This window comes from Streptomyces sp. NPDC044984 (assembly GCF_040646935.1).
GTDB lineage: Bacteria > Actinomycetota > Actinomycetes > Streptomycetales > Streptomycetaceae > Streptomyces.
On record NZ_JBEZBE010000023.1, the window covers coordinates 49,081 to 65,151 of the forward strand.

Consider the following 16,071-nt stretch of genomic DNA (forward strand, 5'->3'; position numbering starts at 1 on the left):
GGTGTTCAGCGGACGGACCGCCCGGACCACGAGCTTCCCAGTGTCCGAGTGCCACACGAGGCAGGGGAGTCCGCCGATGACCGGAGCAGTTCAGCCCGACCGCCGCCGTGTCCTGACCGCCGGTGCCGCCGTGCTCGGCGCCGCCGCCTCCGCCCAGCTGTGGCTGCCGGCCACCGCGCACGCGGCCGGAGTGAGGCTGCCCGACGGTGTGTTCAGCCTGGGGGTGGCCTCCGGCGACCCGCTGCCGGACGGGGTCGTCCTGTGGACCCGGCTCGCCCCGGACCCGCTGAACGGCGGCGGCATGCCCGACCGCACCGTGGCCGTGGAGTGGCAGGTGGCCCGGGACGCCCGCTTCAAGAAGGTCGTCCGCCGGGGCGTCGCCCCGGCCCGGAGCACGTACGGGCACAGCGTCCACGTGGACGTACGCGGGCTGAGCCCGGACACCACGTACTGGTTCCGCTTCCGCGCCGGCGGGCAGCTCTCGCGCGTCGGCCGCACCCGTACCGCGCCCGCCGCGGACAGCTCCGGCGGAAACCTGCGGGTCGCCCTCGCCTCCTGCCAGAACTGGCAGCACGGCTACTTCACCCCGTACGCCGACATGCTGCAACAGGACCCGGACGTCGTGGTGTTCGTCGGCGACTACATCTACGAGTCCACCCCCTCGGCGACCGGCGTACGCCGCCACGAGGGCACCGGTGAGCCGTACGGCCTGACCCAGTACCGCAACCGGTACGCCCAGTACCGCTCCGACCCGGACCTCGCGGAGATGCACGCCAACGCGCCCTTCGTGGTCACCTTCGACGACCACGAGGTCGACAACGACTTCGCCGGCGAGATCCCGCAGGACCCCGACAAGCAGGCGCACGACCCGTTCGTCGCCCGGCTGACGGCCGCCTACCAGGCGTACTACGAGCACATGCCGGTCCGCGCCACCGCCGTCCCCGACGGCCCGCACATCCGCATGCACCGCCGGCTGGAGTTCGGCCGGCTCGCCCGGCTCAACGTGCTGGACACCCGTCAGTACCGCAGCGACCAGGCCACCAGCCAGGAAGGCGCCCAGGACCCGTCGCTGACCATGCTCGGGGCCGCGCAGAAGCGCTGGCTGGTCGACGGGCTGCGCCACTCGCCCGCCCGCTGGAACCTGATCGCCTCCCAGATCATGATGGCCGAGACCGACCTCCAGGTCGGCGAGGGCAAGCTCTGGTTCTACGACGCCTGGGACGGCTACCAGGCCGAACGCAACGCGCTGCTGCAGGAGTTCCGGCGGGTCAGCAACCCCGTCGTCCTCACCGGCGACCGCCATCTGACGATGATCAGCGACCTCAAGGAGGACTTCGCCGACCCGAAGTCGGCGGTCGTGGGCGCCGAGTTCGTCGGCACGTCCATCTCCAGCAACGGCGACCAGGACCAGGCCGCGTTCCGCGCGCAGTGGGACCCGCGGCGCGCGGACAACCCGCACTGGAAGCTGCTCGACGCGCACCGGGGGTACCACCTGTTCGACATCCGCCAGGACGGCATCGACGCCCGGGTGCGGGTGGTGGACACGGTGGTGAAGCCGCGGGCCGTGCCGAGCACGCTGGCCAGGCTGCGGGTCGAGGCCGGCCGGCCGGGCGTGCACCTGGTCTGAGCCGGTCGCCGGGAGGTGTTCGCGCGGCCCGGCGCTTGCGGGGTGCCTCCCCCGGAGGGGGCACCCCCGGCCCACCCGTGCCGCCCCGGGGGTGCTCCCAGGCCCTTGAGGCACGGGGGAGGCACGACTGCCCGCGAGAGCGGCGGGGTGGCGGGGGCGGCCGGCACTCAGGCGGGTCCCAGGCTCCTCTCACGGCATCCTCAGCGAGCCGTCCTACCGTGCCTCGGCATGGACACCGACTGTACGAGAGAAGAACTCCCGGCCACCGGCGCCGCGGTCCCCCCGCTGCCCGCCGGCACCCGCCTGCTGCACATCGGTCCGCACAAAACCGGCACCACCGCCGTCCAGGGCGCGCTGTTCGCCGCGCAGGAGGAGATGGCGCGGCACGGCGTCGACTTCCCGGCGCACAGCCGGCACCCGATCGAGGCCGTCCTCGCCGCCTGCGCCCGGCCCGCGATGATGGGGGACACCGTCCCCACCGAGAAGCACTGGCGGCGGCTGCTGGACCAGGTGCGGGCCACCGGGGAGCGCACCTCCGTGATCAGCAGCGAGTTCTTCGCCGACGCCGAGGACGGGGCGACGATCGCCCGGATCGTCGAGCAGCTCGGCGGAGACCGCGTGCACGTCCTGGTCACCCTGCGGCCCCTGGCGCGGATCATGCCCTCGCAGTGGCAGCAGTACGTGCAGAACGGACTGCGGCTGGGCTACGAGCCGTGGCTGGAGCACATGCTCCGCCGGCCCCCGTACGACAGGCCCACCCCCAGCTTCTGGCGCCGGCACCGGCACGACCGGCTGGTCGAGCGGTGGGCCGCGGTGACCGGTCCCGACCGGGTGACCGTCGTCGTGGTCGACGACCGCGACCGGGGCGCGCTGATGCGCACCTTCGAGGCGCTGCTGGGGCTGCCCGAAGGGCTGTTGAGACCGGTCCCGGAGACCGCGAACCGTTCCCTCACCCTCGCCGAGACCGAAATGCTGCGGAACCTCAACAAGGAATTCCGCGGCAATGGGATTCCGGAGGAGCTGTATTCGAGGCTGGTGCGGCACGGCGCGGTCGCGCACATGAAGAACTCGTGCAGCCCCACCCCGCAGGACGTGAAGATCCGTACCCCGCGATGGGCCCTGGAGGCCGCCGCCGGGATCGGCGCCGAGGCGGCCGCGCGGATCGGCTCCACGGGCGTGCGGGTCCTCGGCGACCTGGAGTCGCTGTCCCGCGTGCCGGCGTCCGGGGAGCCGGCGGGGGAGCCGCGGCTCGCTCCCGAGGCGGCCGCGCAGGCCCTGTTCGGGATGGTCGCCGCGGTCGCCGCGGTGAACGGCACCGGCAAAGGGCGTACCGTTCACCGGACATCGTCGAAGGAACTCGTGAAGGTCCTCGGTCACCGCTGCCTGAAACGGCTGCGCCTGCGCTGAGCCGACCGGGTGGTGTCACGCCTGTCACGCACAGCAATGACATAACTCCTGTGTAGTTACTCACAACAATTCGTGATGCGCCCCGGGAACCCCCGCGGGGGCGCCAGGAGTCCTAGGTGAATGACAGGTTGCGCGCACATATGCGGCGGAGGTCGCTCACCTTGCACTGCGGTAACCACAAGTGGGACCATTTCGAAGTTCCCTGTCGCCCCAAGGTAGGTCACCTGTGTCCCAGCACATAGCCAAGCCCCGTACCACCGCAGTGATCCTGGCCGGCGGTACCGGTCAGCGGGTGGGTCTGTCGATCCCCAAGCAGTTGCTGAAGATCGCCGGCAAGGCAGTCATCGAGCACACCCTGACCACCTTCGAGAAGGCCGACTCGATCGACGACATCATCGTGCTGATGGCGCCGGGGTACGTGCCCGACATCGAGAAGATCGTCGCCAAGGCCGGGTTCACGAAGGTCGCCAAGGTCATCGAGGGCGGCTCGACCCGGAACGAGACCACGGAACGGGCCATCGCCGCGCTCGGCGAGGGCCTGGCCGAGGGCGAGGACCGCAACGTCCTCTTCCACGACGCCGTGCGCCCCCTGCTGTCGCAGCGCGTCATCGACGACTGCGTGACCGCGCTGGAGCGCTACCAGGCCGTCGACGTGGCCATCCCGTCCGCCGACACCATCATCGTCACGCGCACGCACGGCGAGGACGGCGAGTTCATCACGGAGATCCCGGACCGCTCCCGGCTGCGCCGCGGCCAGACCCCGCAGGCCTTCAAGCTGTCCACCATCCGCCGCGCCTACGAGGTCGCCGCCGGCGACCCCAACTTCCAGGCCACGGACGACTGCTCGGTCGTGCTCAAGTACCTGCCGGACGTGCCGATCCACGTCGTGGCGGGCGACGAGTACAACATGAAGGTCACCCAGCCCGTCGACGTCTTCATCGCCGACAAGCTCTTCCAGCTCGCCTCCACCGCCGCGCCCGAGCAGGTCTCCGAGGAGGCCTACCGCGAGCTGCTCACCGGCAAGACCATGGTGGTCTTCGGCGGTTCGTACGGCATCGGCAAGGACATCGCCGAGCTCGCCGAGTCCTACGGCGCCACCGTCTACGCGCTGGGCCGCTCCACCACCGGCACCCACGTGGAGAACCCGGAGGAGGTCGACGACGCGCTGTCCAAGGCGTACGGCGAGACCGGCCGCATCGACTACGTCGTCAACACCGCGGGCGTGCTGCGCATCGGCAAGCTCGCCGAGACCGACAACGCCACCATCGAGGAGGCGCTGAAGGTCAACTACCTGGCCCCGGTGCAGATCGCGCGCTCCTCGTACAAGTACCTGTCCGAGACCGAGGGACAGCTGCTGCTGTACACCTCCAGCAGCTACACCCGCGGGCGCGCCGAGTACAGCCTGTACTCCTCGACCAAGGCCGCCATGGTGAACCTCACCCAGGCCCTGTCCGACGAGTGGGCCGGTGACGGCGTCCGGGTGAACTGCATCAACCCGGAGCGCACCGCCACGCCGATGCGCACCAAGGCTTTCGGGCAGGAGCCGGCGGGCAGCCTGCTGTCCTCCGAGGCGGTGGCCCGGACCTCACTGGACGTGCTGTTGTCCGAGCTCACCGGCCACGTCATCGACGTACGGCAGCAGGACCCGACGGCGGGTGCGGCACGGGCCACCGGGTTCGAGCAGGCGCTGGCCGCGGTGCTGGACCGTCAGGACGGCGTGTAATAATTGCCGCCAAATAGCCTTCCGTAATTCAGGCCCCTGCGGCCTCCTGTTCACGCGGTCAGTCGACGGGAGTACGCGGGGGCCTGAATCCGTACCTCCCGAATTGCGCACAGGCACAAAACCGGCACTCCCCCCTCCAAGAGCAGGTTATTCGTGATATCCACCGCTATTCGCGTCGCCCGGGTGGGCAGCGCGGCCGAGCTGGCCGCGGCGGTCCTCATGGTGCTGGGCTTCCCCTGCCTCATGCTGGCCGCGCTCGTCCCGAGCCTCCCCGCCTTCGCGGCAGCGGCCGCCGTGACGTACCTGGCGGACCACTATCTGCACCGCAAGGGCAGCTATCTGGTCAACCGCCTCAGCAAGGTGCGGGCCGGCCTGTCGATCCGCTTCCTGATCCGGCAGCTGCTGCTGATCCTGCTGCTGGCCCGCCTGTCTCTCGCGGACGACCTCATCTACTACGGGGCGATCGCCTGCTTCATCGCCTTCTACGGCCTTCAGGCCCCGCACGGCGCGCTCACCACGCTGATCCGCAACCGCCGCCGGATGCCGGTCGCCACCCGCAACGTCGACCTGGCCTCCCGCATCCGCATCCCAGACGCGCCGCCGCGCGCGCTGCTGAACCGCGCCGCGGAGAAGATGCTCCACCTCGACCTCGCGGCGGTCTCCGGCATACTCGCCGGCGCCGCCCTGGAGTCGGCCGCCGTCGGCTACGCCGGCATCGGAGTCACGGTGGCCGCGGGCACCCTGTACGTCCTCGTCCTGCTGCCCTACGTGCGCGGCCGGAAGACCCCGCCGAGCCCGGAGAAGGTGCTGGAGGCGGTCGACGGCTGGCTGCGCGAGTACCGTCCGGAGACCGTGCTGTACTTCTCCGGCTCCAGGGACTCCGCCTACCAGGTCAACATGTGGCTGGAGACCATGGAGCAGCTGGACACCCGTCCGCTGGTCATCCTGCGCGAGCGGGTCATCCTGCAGAACCTGGCGCCCACCACGGTCCCCGTCGTCTGCGTGCCCGGAGGGGTGCACCTGATGAACATGGACCTGTCCACGGTGCGGGTCGCGCTGTACGCGGCGAACGTCGGCAAGAACATCCACATGCTGCGCGTGCCCACCATGAAGCACGTCTTCATCGGCCACGGCGACAGCGACAAGCTCGCCAGCGTCAACCCGTACAGCAAGGTCTACGACGAGGTGTGGACGGCCGGCCGCGCGGGCCGCGACCGCTACGCCATCGCCGACGTCGGTGTCCGCGACGCCGACATCGTCGAGGTCGGCCGCCCGCAGCTGGCCCCGATCCAGACCTGGCAGGGCGTCCCCGGCGATCGCATGCCGACGGTCCTGTACGCGCCCACCTGGGAGGGCTGGGACGACAACCCCGGCAACACCTCGATCCTGCTGGCCGGCGAGAACATCGTGAAGAAGCTGGTCGAGGCCGACCCGGCGGTGCGGGTCCTGTACAAGCCGCACCCCTTCACCGGTACGCGCAGCGCCAAGGCCAAGGCCGCCCACCAGCGGATCATCGCGCTGGTCGAGAAGGCCGCCGCCGCACGCGCCGCCGACCCGCGCTTCACCACCGACACCGCCGCCCAGGCCCGGGCCGGGGCCGAGCTGGCACGCATCGAGGCCCGGCTGGCCGAGCTGGCCGTCGGCACCGGCAACGGCGACGAGGCCGAGGCCACCCGCGACGGGCTCGTCGACGTGGCCCGGCACGAGGAGACCGCCCGGCTGCGCGCCGAGTGGAACGCCGCGTACTGGCGCTCCTTCCCCGACTGGGAGCACCGCGTCATCACGGGCGCCCAGCCGCGGCTGTACGACTGCTTCAACGTCTCCGACGCGATGGTCTCCGACATCTCCAGCGTGGTCTCCGACTTCATCGCCAGCGGCAAGCCGTACGCCGTCACGGACTCCGCCGAGCTGGGCGTGGAGGAGTTCAAGCGGCAGAACACGGCGGTGCGGGCCGCGGTGATCCTGTCCAACAGCGCGAAGGAGCTCGGCGGGCTGCTCGACGCGGTCCGCGACCCGGCCGCCGACCCGCTGGCCGGGGACCGGGAGGAGCTCAAGCGCTATCTGCTCGGCCCGGACGAGCCGAAGTCCATCGACCAGTTCAACACCGCGGTCGCCCAGCTCGCGCTGAAGGCCGAGACGCGCAACCTCGGCCAGGAGTCCCGGATCACCACCGGCGGCCCCGACGTGGAGCTGGCGGACGCGGTGCCCGTGCCGCGGACGTCGGCGGCCGGTGAGACGGGCGGCGTCGACGCCGGCTGAGCGGCCCGGCGGGCTCGACGGGGCTCGGCCCCCGAGGATCGACTCCTCGGGGGCCGAGCCCTTTCCCGTGCCCGAGAGGCCGCCGGTGACCTGTGACGTGGATCACTAAAACGGGTGTCCGATGCAACCCCCTGCCTCGAACGCCCGTCTAACAAATAAAGAATGAGGCGATACGGGGGAAACATCCCGTGACGAGGGGGAAAGTGACCATGGCGCAGCCTGATGTCACCGTGGTCATCGGGGCGTACGAGGCGATGCCGTATCTGGTCGAGTGCCTCGCCTCCGTGGAGGCGCAGACCATCGCCCCGGAGCGCATCGAGGTCATCGCGGTCGACGACGGCTCGACCGACGGCACGGGGGAGTGCCTGGAGGAGTTCGCGGCCCGCGCGCCCATGCCGGTCACCGTGCTCCGGCAGGAGAACTCCGGCGGCCCCAGCGGCCCGCGCAACGTGGGCCTGGACAAGGCCGCCGGACGTTACGTCTTCTTCCTGGACGCCGACGACCGGCTGGGCCCCGAGGCCCTGGAGCGGATGGTCGACATGGCCGACCGGGCCGGCACCGATGTCGTGCTGGGCCGGATCGAGGGCGTCAACCGGGGCGCGCCGAAGTCCATGTGGGGCAGGACGCTGGAGCGTACGGACGTCTACTCGTCCAACATCAAGTTCACGCTCAGCGCGCAGAAGCTGTTCCGCCGCGCGTTACTCGACCGGCACGGCATACGGTTCGACGAGTCCCTGTTCACCGGCGAGGACGCGTTGTTCACCATGGAGGCCTATCTGCGGGCCGACGGCGTCTCCGTGCTCGCCGACTACACCTGCTACTACCTGGTGGGCCGTGACGACGGCAAGCACGTCACCAAGAGCGGCGGCTACACCCTGCGGTTCGACTCCGCCCGTGCCCTGATGAACCTGATCGCCCGCCTCGTCCCCGAGGGCCCCCGCCGCGACCTACTCATGGTGCGGCCCTTCACCGTCACCCTGCTGCCCCAGTTCGGCCCCCGGTTCCTCAAGGACACCGACGACGTCCGGCGGCACAAACTGGAACTGGCGCGGCCGCTGATGGACGTCCACTGGACCGAGGGCGTCGCCCGGCTGCTGAAGACCGAGGAGCGGCTGAGGCTGCACCTGGTGGCCGGGCAGCGGCTGGAACTCCTCATGGACGTCCTGCGGTTCCTCCGGGAGAAGAAGCAGCCGCAGATCCTGCTGGAGCGGCGGGGCCGCCGCGTCTACCTCGTCTACCCGCACTTCCGTGACCGCGCGGCCGGCATCCCCGACTCCGTGTACCTGGCCTCCCCGCGCGAGGCCCGCGCGGTGCCCGGCCACCGCGCGGACGGCACGGACTCCCTGCTGCGCCGCACCGTCCGCAAGGCCCGCCGCCTGCTGCCCTCCTCGGGGGCCTGAGCTAGACGGGGCGGGGGGACGCCGGGTTCGTACCGTGCGCCGGGGTGGTCTCCTGGCGCTGGACGGGGAGTTCCGCGGTGAGGCGGTGCGTGGTGCGGGTCCGGCGGGCCTGGGACGCCGTGCACAGGGCCTGGACGGCCGCGGCGAAGCGCCGCTGGGACGGCGGGTCGGCAGGGCCCAGCAGGCGGAGCTTCAACTCCGCCCGCGCCGCCGCCAGTTCGTCCTTCCCCGGGTCGCGGACCGACTCCAGCAGGGCCGGCACCCCGGCGGCGTCCGGCGTCAGCACCGTCGCCGCCACCACCGTCGGGAACGCCGCACGGAACGCCTCCTCGGGCAGTCCGCCGGTGTTCGCCACCGCGTACGGCTTCCCGCTCGCCAGGAAGTCGCTGATCACGCTTGACACATCACTGATCAGCAGGTCGGCGACGTTGAAGCAGGCGTACAGCCCGGGCCGGGCGTCCGTGACGACCTGGTGCTCCCACTCCGGCAGCGACGCCCAGTACGCCTCCTCCCAGGCCGCCGTCGCCCGCGCCACCGCCTGCGCCCGGCCCGGCTCCGGCGCGGACTGCACCAGCATCCGCTCGACCTGATCGGCGCCCGCCCGGAAGGCGGCCGTGGTGAGCCGGTCCAGCTCCGCGGTGCGCCGGGCCAGCTCCTCCGACGGCGCGGGACGCGCCCCGGACCGCTCCCGGTTCGCCGCCCGGATCAGCTCCCGCACGCGCCGGTCGGCGGCGCCCGCCCGCGGATCCACCGAGCCGGTCAGCGGGTGCGGCTTGTACAGCAGCCGCACCCCCGGGTCGGCGAGCAGCGCCCGCACCAGGTTCTCGCCGGCCGCGACCACCGACGTGTTGCCCGGGTTGCCGTCCCAGCCCTCCCAGGTCGGCGCGTACAGCACCGTCATGTAGGCACCGGCGGGCGGACCCGCGTACGGGCGTACGGCGTCCAGCTGCGGGCGGCCGATCTCCACCACGTCCTTGTCCTCGACCCCCACGTCGGCCAGCGCGTACCGCTCGCGCGCCGCCGGGCCGGCCACCCACACCTCGTCGTACGCCTTCGCGTACGGGTTGCAGGACGACAGCTTGTCGCTCTCGCCGTGGTTGACGAAGGTGTGCAGGATCGTGGGGATCCGCAGCACCTGGGAGGTCTTGCCGGAGTTCGACGGGTGGATGAGCACCTGGAGCGTGGACTGCTCCAGACGCATCAGCGTGGACACCTTGGGCAGGCACACGACCGGGATGTCGGTCGCCGCGATCCTCGGCACCATGAACCGCTCCCGCAGCACGATCACCGGCCGCCCGCCGAGCCCGGCCAGCGGCTCCAGCCACATGTTGGCCTGGTAGGCGGAGGACGGGCCGCCGGAGAAGTACAGGCCGACCGTCGGCCGGTACTCGGCCAGCCACGCGTCGAACCAGTCGAGCACCTCCTGCTCGCCCGCCGGACGCCGCCCCGGCAGCAGCCGCAGCAGCAGCGCGCCTAGGCCGACGGAGGTGAGCAGCAGCGCCAGCGAGACACCGGCCGCCGCGTACCGGGCGTCGTCGGTGACCGCCGTCGCCGTCAGCCCGGCCGTGGCGGGCAGGCCGAACACCAGCAGCCGGTGACCGGGGCGGCGCAACAGCGTGGCCGGGGCGGGGGACAGGCGCAGCGCCGAGGCGTCGATGTTGCGGGTCAGCACCGGCAGCGTGCGGGTGCGGCGGACCAGCACGGACACCACCTGGACCGTGCAGTGCAGCGCGTAGAAGGCGAGCAGCCCGGCGACCAGCGGGGCGTACTGCGTCTCCCGGTGCTGCTCGCCGAGCCGCAGCAGAGCCGCCACCAGCAGCAGATCGCGCAGCACATGGCGGACGGTGACGTCCGCGTGCGACTTGGCGAACAGTGACACCATGCCGGGCTGCCACCGGTACAGCACGCCCTCGACCGCCAGGGACACGGCGGTCGAGACGAGCAGCAGCGGCACATGGGGGCGCAGCGCGGCGACGGCCTGCGCGACGAAGGCGGCCGACACGGCGGCGAGAACGAGCAACTGGGCGGCGGTCCGCCGCCGGGGGGACGAGGGTTCGGGCACTGCGGTCACTCCAGGGTCGACGCAGAACGGGCGCCCGGGTTAACGCGCGTCGACCTCCGGACGACACGCGGGTGTCCGGAACCCTGGAGTGACCTGACCGTGCTATACGGTCCCGCTGCCCTTCGGTGCGGCCTGGCGCCCCGGCTGCAGCGCACGCCGCAGGGGGCGGCCCACCACGCGTCGCGCACGGCGGTAGACCGAGGGCTTCACGGCGGCCGCGCCGGGCTTGGCCGCCTTGGCCGTGTTCTTCGCCCCGGACTTTGCCTTCGCCAGGTCACGCTTCAACTTGGTGTTGTCCGCGGTGAGTTCGGCGACCCGGCCGTACATCCAGCTGAGCCGCGCGGTGAGCGAGGCGGGGTCGTCGTCGAGCCAGGGGCGGACGCCCGCGGGGAAGGACAGGGACCGGAGCTTCTCGTCGAACGCGGCTCCGCCGTCGCCGTGCGTGAAGGTGTTCTGCAGGCCGTTCTTGTCGAGGAACGCGGTGAACCGGTCGAACCGCTCGCGGTGGTTGCCGGTCAACGCGCTGAAGTCGGCCTTCTCGTACAGCTCGGCGGGGTCGGTGTCGGGGGCCGTCCGGTCGAGCTGCTGGTGCGGTATCTCGAAGTAGCGGCACAGCTCCAGCGTGCGCGAGTCGAAGGCCAGTACCGTCGCGGGCGTGCCCGCCAGCAGCGCGGCGATGTTGCCGTGGATGCGCGAGCCGAAGGAGTAGTCGAAGTCCCGCAGGTCGTCGAACCAGGTCTGCGGGTCGATGTACACGCGGACCTTGTCCTCCCGGTACATCGGGTGGTCCGGGTGGGTCGGCATCAGGGTGATCCGGCCTTCCGGGGAGTTCACGTCCCGCCAGTGCAGCTGCTTGGCGTCGGTGAGGTTCTGGCCGATGTAGCGCAGGTTCGGGTAGCGCGCGTGGGTGCGGCTGAGGATCTTGTGCAGGCCACCGCTGCGCATCGCCGTGTGGGAGCCGTTGACCGCGATCCGCGACTCGCGGGTCAGCGCCGCCGCCTTCTTCTCCACGGTGAGCTTGTCGCCGTGCAGGAACATCGACGGGCAGCCGATGACCTCCACGTCCCTGAAGCCCATCTCGTTGAGGTACCGCTCGGTGAACTCGCCGCGCACACCGATCGACGCGCTGCGGTCCAGCACGGCCGAGCAGAAGGCGCGCACGGTCGGCTCCATGGCCTTCAGCCGCTCCGTGTTGTACGTGATCCCGCTCTGCGCGCCGACTCCGAGCACCACGACCGGGATCTTCAGCTTGTCGATCAGCCGGGTCAGGCGCTCCAGCGAGCCCTCGAACGACGGCCGGAAGGCGTTGGCCAGCGGTACCACGAACGCGTCGTACTCGTCGTTGATCCGTCCGGCCGCCGCGACGTTCGTCTGCACGCCGTTCGAGACGACCTCGGTGTCGGGTGCCGTGAGGATCTTGTGGGCGGCGTCGCTGAAGATCAGGTTGCCCGAGTTGGTGGCGATGACATCCCGGTGCAGGGCTTCTTCCACGGATACGACGTCGAACGGGCTCTTGCCCGACCGGAGCAGGATGCGTCTCACAGGGCGCCCTTCGAGATCTCAAGGTAATACAGACGTTCACATTATGTTCGATGTTCCTTTGATTTCTATAGGCAACCAATACAACCTTTTCGCCGCATGCGAAGCGTGTTCCCGCGGTCACTCCAGGTGGTCCGTCCGGGGGCTGAAACGCCGAGCGCCCGCTGCCCCGCTTCGCGTAGATTGCCTGGTGGGCGATCGATCGACGTGAGGGGACGGGCGGCAAGGTGGCAGGGGCGAGGCAGGCCGTGGGTGAGGCGCGCAGGATCGTCGTCAAGGTCGGCTCCTCGTCGCTGACCACCGCGGCGGGCGGGCTGGACGCGGATCGCGTGGACGCGCTCGTCGACGTGCTGGCGAAGGTGCGGAGCGGGGGAGAGCGGGAGATCGTCCTCGTCTCCTCCGGTGCCATCGCCGCCGGACTCGCCCCGCTGGGCCTGCGCCGCCGGCCCAGGGACCTGGCCCGGCAGCAGGCCGCCGCCAGCGTCGGCCAGGGGCTGCTGGTCGCCCGCTACACCGCCTCCTTTGCGCGCTACGGCGTCCGGGTCGGCCAGGTGCTGCTGACCAGCGACGACATGAGCCGCCGCGCCCACCACCGCAACGCCTCCCGCACCCTCGACGAGCTGCTGGCGATGGGCGCGTTCCCGATCGTCAACGAGAACGACACCGTCGCCACCGACGAGATCCGCTTCGGCGACAACGACCGGCTCGCCGCCCTCGTCGCCCACCTGGTCCGCGCCGACCTGCTGGTCCTGCTGTCCGACGTGGACGGTGTCTACGACGGCGACCCCGCCCGCCCCGGCACCTCGCGGATCGCCGAGGTCAGGGGCCCCGCGGACCTCGCCCACGTCGAGATCGGCAGCGCCGGCAAGGCGGGCGTCGGCACCGGCGGCATGGTCACCAAGGTCGAGGCCGCCTCGATCGCCGCCGCCGCCGGCATCCGGGTGGTGCTGACCAGCGCGGTGCACGCCGCCGACGCCCTCACCGGCGGCGACACCGGCACCTACTTCCACCCCACGGGGCGCCGCTCCGCCGACCGGCTGCTGTGGCTCCAGCACGCCTCCACCCCGCAGGGCTCCATCACCCTGGACGACGGCGCGGTGCGCGCGGTCGTGCAGGGCCGCAAGTCGCTGCTGCCGGCCGGGATCGCGGGCGTCGAGGGCGAGTTCAGCGCGGGCGACCCGGTCGAGCTGCGGGACCGCGAGGGGCGGGCGGTGGCCCGGGGACTGGTCAACTTCGACGCCAAGGAGATCCCCCTCCTGATCGGCCGCTCGACCCATGAGCTCGCCCGGGATCTCGGGCCGGAGTACGAACGTGAGGTCGTACACAGGGACGATCTGGTGGTCCTGCATCCGTAATGGGCGAAAACGTCCGCCCTCGGTGGTGGACGTTCCGTAAAAGCGCCCCGCGATCCCCGGCGGCCTGCTCAACTTTGTTGCGAGGACACATCCGCCCGACCACCGGGTGGGTCCGCGCGTGAAGGAGGCCGTCGTGAGACGAGTGCGCCCGGGGGCGACGTCGTCCCGCGGTGCCGGCTCCCGTACGGCCGGCGACGAGCGCGCCCTGAGCAGCGTCGCGGCCGGTGACCGGTTCCAGGGCGGCGGCGAACCCCGGGACCTGCCGCGCCTGTGGCACGTCACCCTCAGCGTCTCCGGCGAACCGGCCCCGGTCGCGGAGGTCCGGCGGGCGCTGGAGCAACTCGCCCACGACCACCCGTTCCTGCTGACCAGCCGCTACGCCGACGACCACGCGGAGATCCGCTACTGGGAGGAGGCCCGCGACCTGCACGACGCGGCCGCCGTGGCGCTGCGCCTGTGGGGGGAACACCGCCAGACCGCCGGCCTGCCGCCCTGGGAGATCGTCGGCCTGGAGGTCATCGACCGGGCCACCTACCACCAGCGCGTCGCGGCGGGGTACGGGCCGGTCCCGGCGACCCCGGTGGGCGTGCACCCGTTTTAGACGCAAACATCCCCGTCTCGGGGTGTGGGACGACCGCCTGCCGGTCGGGCCGCCCGCACTACCCTTTTCCCATGACCACGCTCTCGCCGTACGACTCGATGTCCCCGGTCAGTCAGGCCGCCTACCGGGCCAAGGGCGCCGCCGCCACCCTCGCGCCGCTGCCGCGGGCCGCCAAGGACGACGCGCTGCTCGCCATCGCGGACGCGCTGGAGGTCCGTACGAGTGAGATCGTCGAGGCCAACGCCCAGGACGTGGCCAGGGCCCGGGAGGCCAGCACCGGCGAGGGCATGATCGACCGGCTCACCCTCACCCCCGAGCGGGTGCGCGCGATCGCCGCCGACGTGCGGGACGTGGCCGCGCTGCCCGACCCGGTCGGCGAGGTGGTCCGCGGCTCCACGCTGCCCAACGGCATCGACCTGCGCCAGGTCCGGGTGCCGCTCGGGGTCGTCGGGATCATCTACGAGGGCCGCCCGAACGTCACGGTCGACGCCGCCGCCCTCTGCCTGAAGTCCGGCAACGCGGTCCTGCTGCGCGGCTCGTCCTCCGCGTACCGGTCGAACACCGCCCTGGTGCGGGTGCTGCGCGACGCCGTGCACGGCGCCGGGCTGCCCGCCGACGCCGTCCAGCTGGTGCCCGGCGAGAGCCGGGACAGCGTGCGCGAGCTGATGCGCGCCCGCGGCCTGGTCGACGTGCTCATCCCGCGCGGCGGCGCCTCCCTGATCAACACGGTCGTCCAGGAGTCGGTCGTCCCGGTCATCGAGACCGGCACCGGCAACTGCCACGTCTACGTCGACGCGCAGGCCGACCTCGACACGGCCGTCGAGATCCTGGTTAACTCCAAGGCCCAGCGGGTCGGCGTCTGCAACGCCGCCGAGACCCTCCTGGTCCACCAGGACATCGCCGCCGAGTTCCTGCCGCGCGCCCTGGACGCCCTCGCCGACGCCGGGGTCACCGTGCACGCCGACGAACGCGTGATGGCGTACGCCAAGGACTCCCGTGCCACCGTCGTGGAGGCCACCACGGAGGACTGGGAGACCGAGTACCTCTCCCACGACATCGCCGCCGCCGTCGTCGACTCCCTCGACCGGGCCGTCGAGCACATCCGGCTGTGGACCTCCGGCCACACCGAGGCCATCGTCACCACCTCGCAGCAGGCCGCCCGCCGCTTCACCCAGCTGGTGGACTCCACCACGGTCGCGGTGAACGCCTCCACCCGGTTCACCGACGGCGGCCAGTTCGGCTTCGGCGCGGAGATCGGCATCTCGACCCAGAAGCTGCACGCCCGGGGGCCGATGGGCCTGCCCGAGCTGACCAGCACGAAGTACATCGTCACCGGTGACGGTCACGTACGGCGCTGAGCCGCTCACGGGAGGCGGGCGGCGGTACGGCCGTCTCGGCAGACGGATGAATTTCCATACGGTCTGCCCAAATTGACCCCCCAGGTCTACTCTGGACCCGTGCCGGAGGACGTGGGGGGCACGCCGTTCCCTGACGGCTGGGAGCCCGACGACGACCACGACCGCGGGGTGTCGGACGAAGAGTTCGCCTCCGTGGTCTTCGACGAGGCCTTCGTACGGGCGGCCGAGGTGCACGAGCCGACCGCCGTCGAACGCCTCCTGGCCGCCGCGCAGGCCAGAGCCGAGGCCTCCGAGGCCGAGGCCCACCGGGCCCGTACGCGCGGCGAGCGGTACGACGAGGGGTACGGCGGTTACCGGGGCGATTCCGGCTACGACGACCCGGACGACGACGAGGACGTCCTGGAGGACGACCACGGCACCCCGGGCCCGTACGGCAGACAGGTGCGCTGGCACCGTCCCGTCGCCTGGGTGCTCGCCCTGGTGATGGGCATCGGCATGGTCGCGCTCGCCTTCTCGGCCGTCTACCGGGGCGCCTCCTCCAGTCGCCAGGACCCGGCCCCGCCGCCCGCCACCGCCGGCGTGGAGCAGGGGGGCGCGGCGCCCTCCGCGTCGGCCGACTACTCCCGGCCGACCGTCCCGGTGATCCCGCGCGGCGGCCCCTGAGACCGGCCGCAGGCTTGGTGAGAACCTGTCAAAACTTGTGCGTCGGCCGGGCGTTTACCGGGCCCTCCCCGGACCTA

General features: G+C 71.7%; 11 protein-coding genes. 9 read left to right on the forward strand and 2 right to left on the reverse strand.

What is annotated here, in order from left to right:
- Nucleotides 1-76 precede the first annotated feature (76 nt).
- The 5 genes from AB0A94_RS24240 (at nucleotide 77) to AB0A94_RS24260 (ending at nucleotide 8,416) form a co-directional block, all read left to right on the forward strand.
- Nucleotides 77-1,627: an alkaline phosphatase D family protein gene (locus AB0A94_RS24240; protein ID WP_361747480.1), complete on the forward strand. Its 1,551-nt coding sequence runs from the start codon at nucleotides 77-79 to the stop codon at nucleotides 1,625-1,627.
- Nucleotides 1,628-1,855: 228 nt separating this feature from the next.
- The gene (locus tag AB0A94_RS24245; RefSeq protein WP_361747482.1) at nucleotides 1,856-3,034 is read left to right on the forward strand and encodes a hypothetical protein; all 1,179 of its coding nucleotides are present in this window, start codon (nucleotides 1,856-1,858) and stop codon (nucleotides 3,032-3,034) included.
- Nucleotides 3,035-3,260: 226 nt separating this feature from the next.
- Nucleotides 3,261-4,757: a bifunctional cytidylyltransferase/SDR family oxidoreductase gene (locus AB0A94_RS24250; RefSeq protein ID WP_361747483.1), complete on the forward strand. Its 1,497-nt coding sequence runs from the start codon at nucleotides 3,261-3,263 to the stop codon at nucleotides 4,755-4,757.
- Between the two features lie 183 nt (nucleotides 4,758-4,940).
- Entirely contained in the window at nucleotides 4,941-7,016 is a 2,076-nt protein-coding gene (locus AB0A94_RS24255) for a hypothetical protein (RefSeq protein WP_361747615.1), read from the forward strand.
- A 203-nt stretch (nucleotides 7,017-7,219) separates the two neighbouring features.
- Nucleotides 7,220-8,416, forward strand: coding sequence for a glycosyltransferase family 2 protein (locus tag AB0A94_RS24260; RefSeq protein WP_361747617.1), 1,197 nt, complete (start codon nucleotides 7,220-7,222; stop codon nucleotides 8,414-8,416).
- 1 nt (nucleotide 8,417) lies between these two features.
- Here the strand turns inward: AB0A94_RS24260 and AB0A94_RS24265 are convergent, their stop codons facing one another.
- Both AB0A94_RS24265 and AB0A94_RS24270 read right to left on the reverse strand, forming a co-directional pair.
- Nucleotides 8,418-10,478: a hypothetical protein gene (locus AB0A94_RS24265; RefSeq protein ID WP_361747485.1), complete on the reverse strand. Its 2,061-nt coding sequence runs from the start codon at nucleotides 10,476-10,478 to the stop codon at nucleotides 8,418-8,420.
- A gap of 102 nt (nucleotides 10,479-10,580) precedes the next feature.
- On the reverse strand, nucleotides 10,581-12,020 hold the full coding sequence (locus tag AB0A94_RS24270; protein ID WP_361747487.1) for a polysaccharide pyruvyl transferase family protein: 1,440 nt from the start codon (nucleotides 12,018-12,020) through the stop codon (nucleotides 10,581-10,583).
- Between the two features lie 224 nt (nucleotides 12,021-12,244).
- Between AB0A94_RS24270 and proB the strand changes: the two genes are divergently transcribed.
- From proB to AB0A94_RS24290, 4 genes are all read left to right on the forward strand, one after another.
- Nucleotides 12,245-13,372 carry a glutamate 5-kinase gene (gene proB / locus AB0A94_RS24275; RefSeq protein ID WP_361747489.1) on the forward strand — a complete coding sequence of 376 codons (1,128 nt, stop codon included), beginning with the start codon at nucleotides 12,245-12,247 and terminating at the stop codon, nucleotides 13,370-13,372.
- Nucleotides 13,373-13,505: 133 nt separating this feature from the next.
- Entirely contained in the window at nucleotides 13,506-13,973 is a 468-nt protein-coding gene (locus AB0A94_RS24280; protein WP_361747491.1) for a hypothetical protein, read from the forward strand.
- A gap of 71 nt (nucleotides 13,974-14,044) precedes the next feature.
- A complete protein-coding gene (locus tag AB0A94_RS24285; RefSeq protein ID WP_361747494.1) occupies nucleotides 14,045-15,331 on the forward strand; it encodes a glutamate-5-semialdehyde dehydrogenase in 1,287 nt (428 codons plus the stop codon).
- A 72-nt stretch (nucleotides 15,332-15,403) separates the two neighbouring features.
- On the forward strand, nucleotides 15,404-15,994 hold the full coding sequence (locus AB0A94_RS24290; RefSeq protein ID WP_361747496.1) for a hypothetical protein: 591 nt from the start codon (nucleotides 15,404-15,406) through the stop codon (nucleotides 15,992-15,994).
- Nucleotides 15,995-16,071 lie beyond the last annotated feature (77 nt).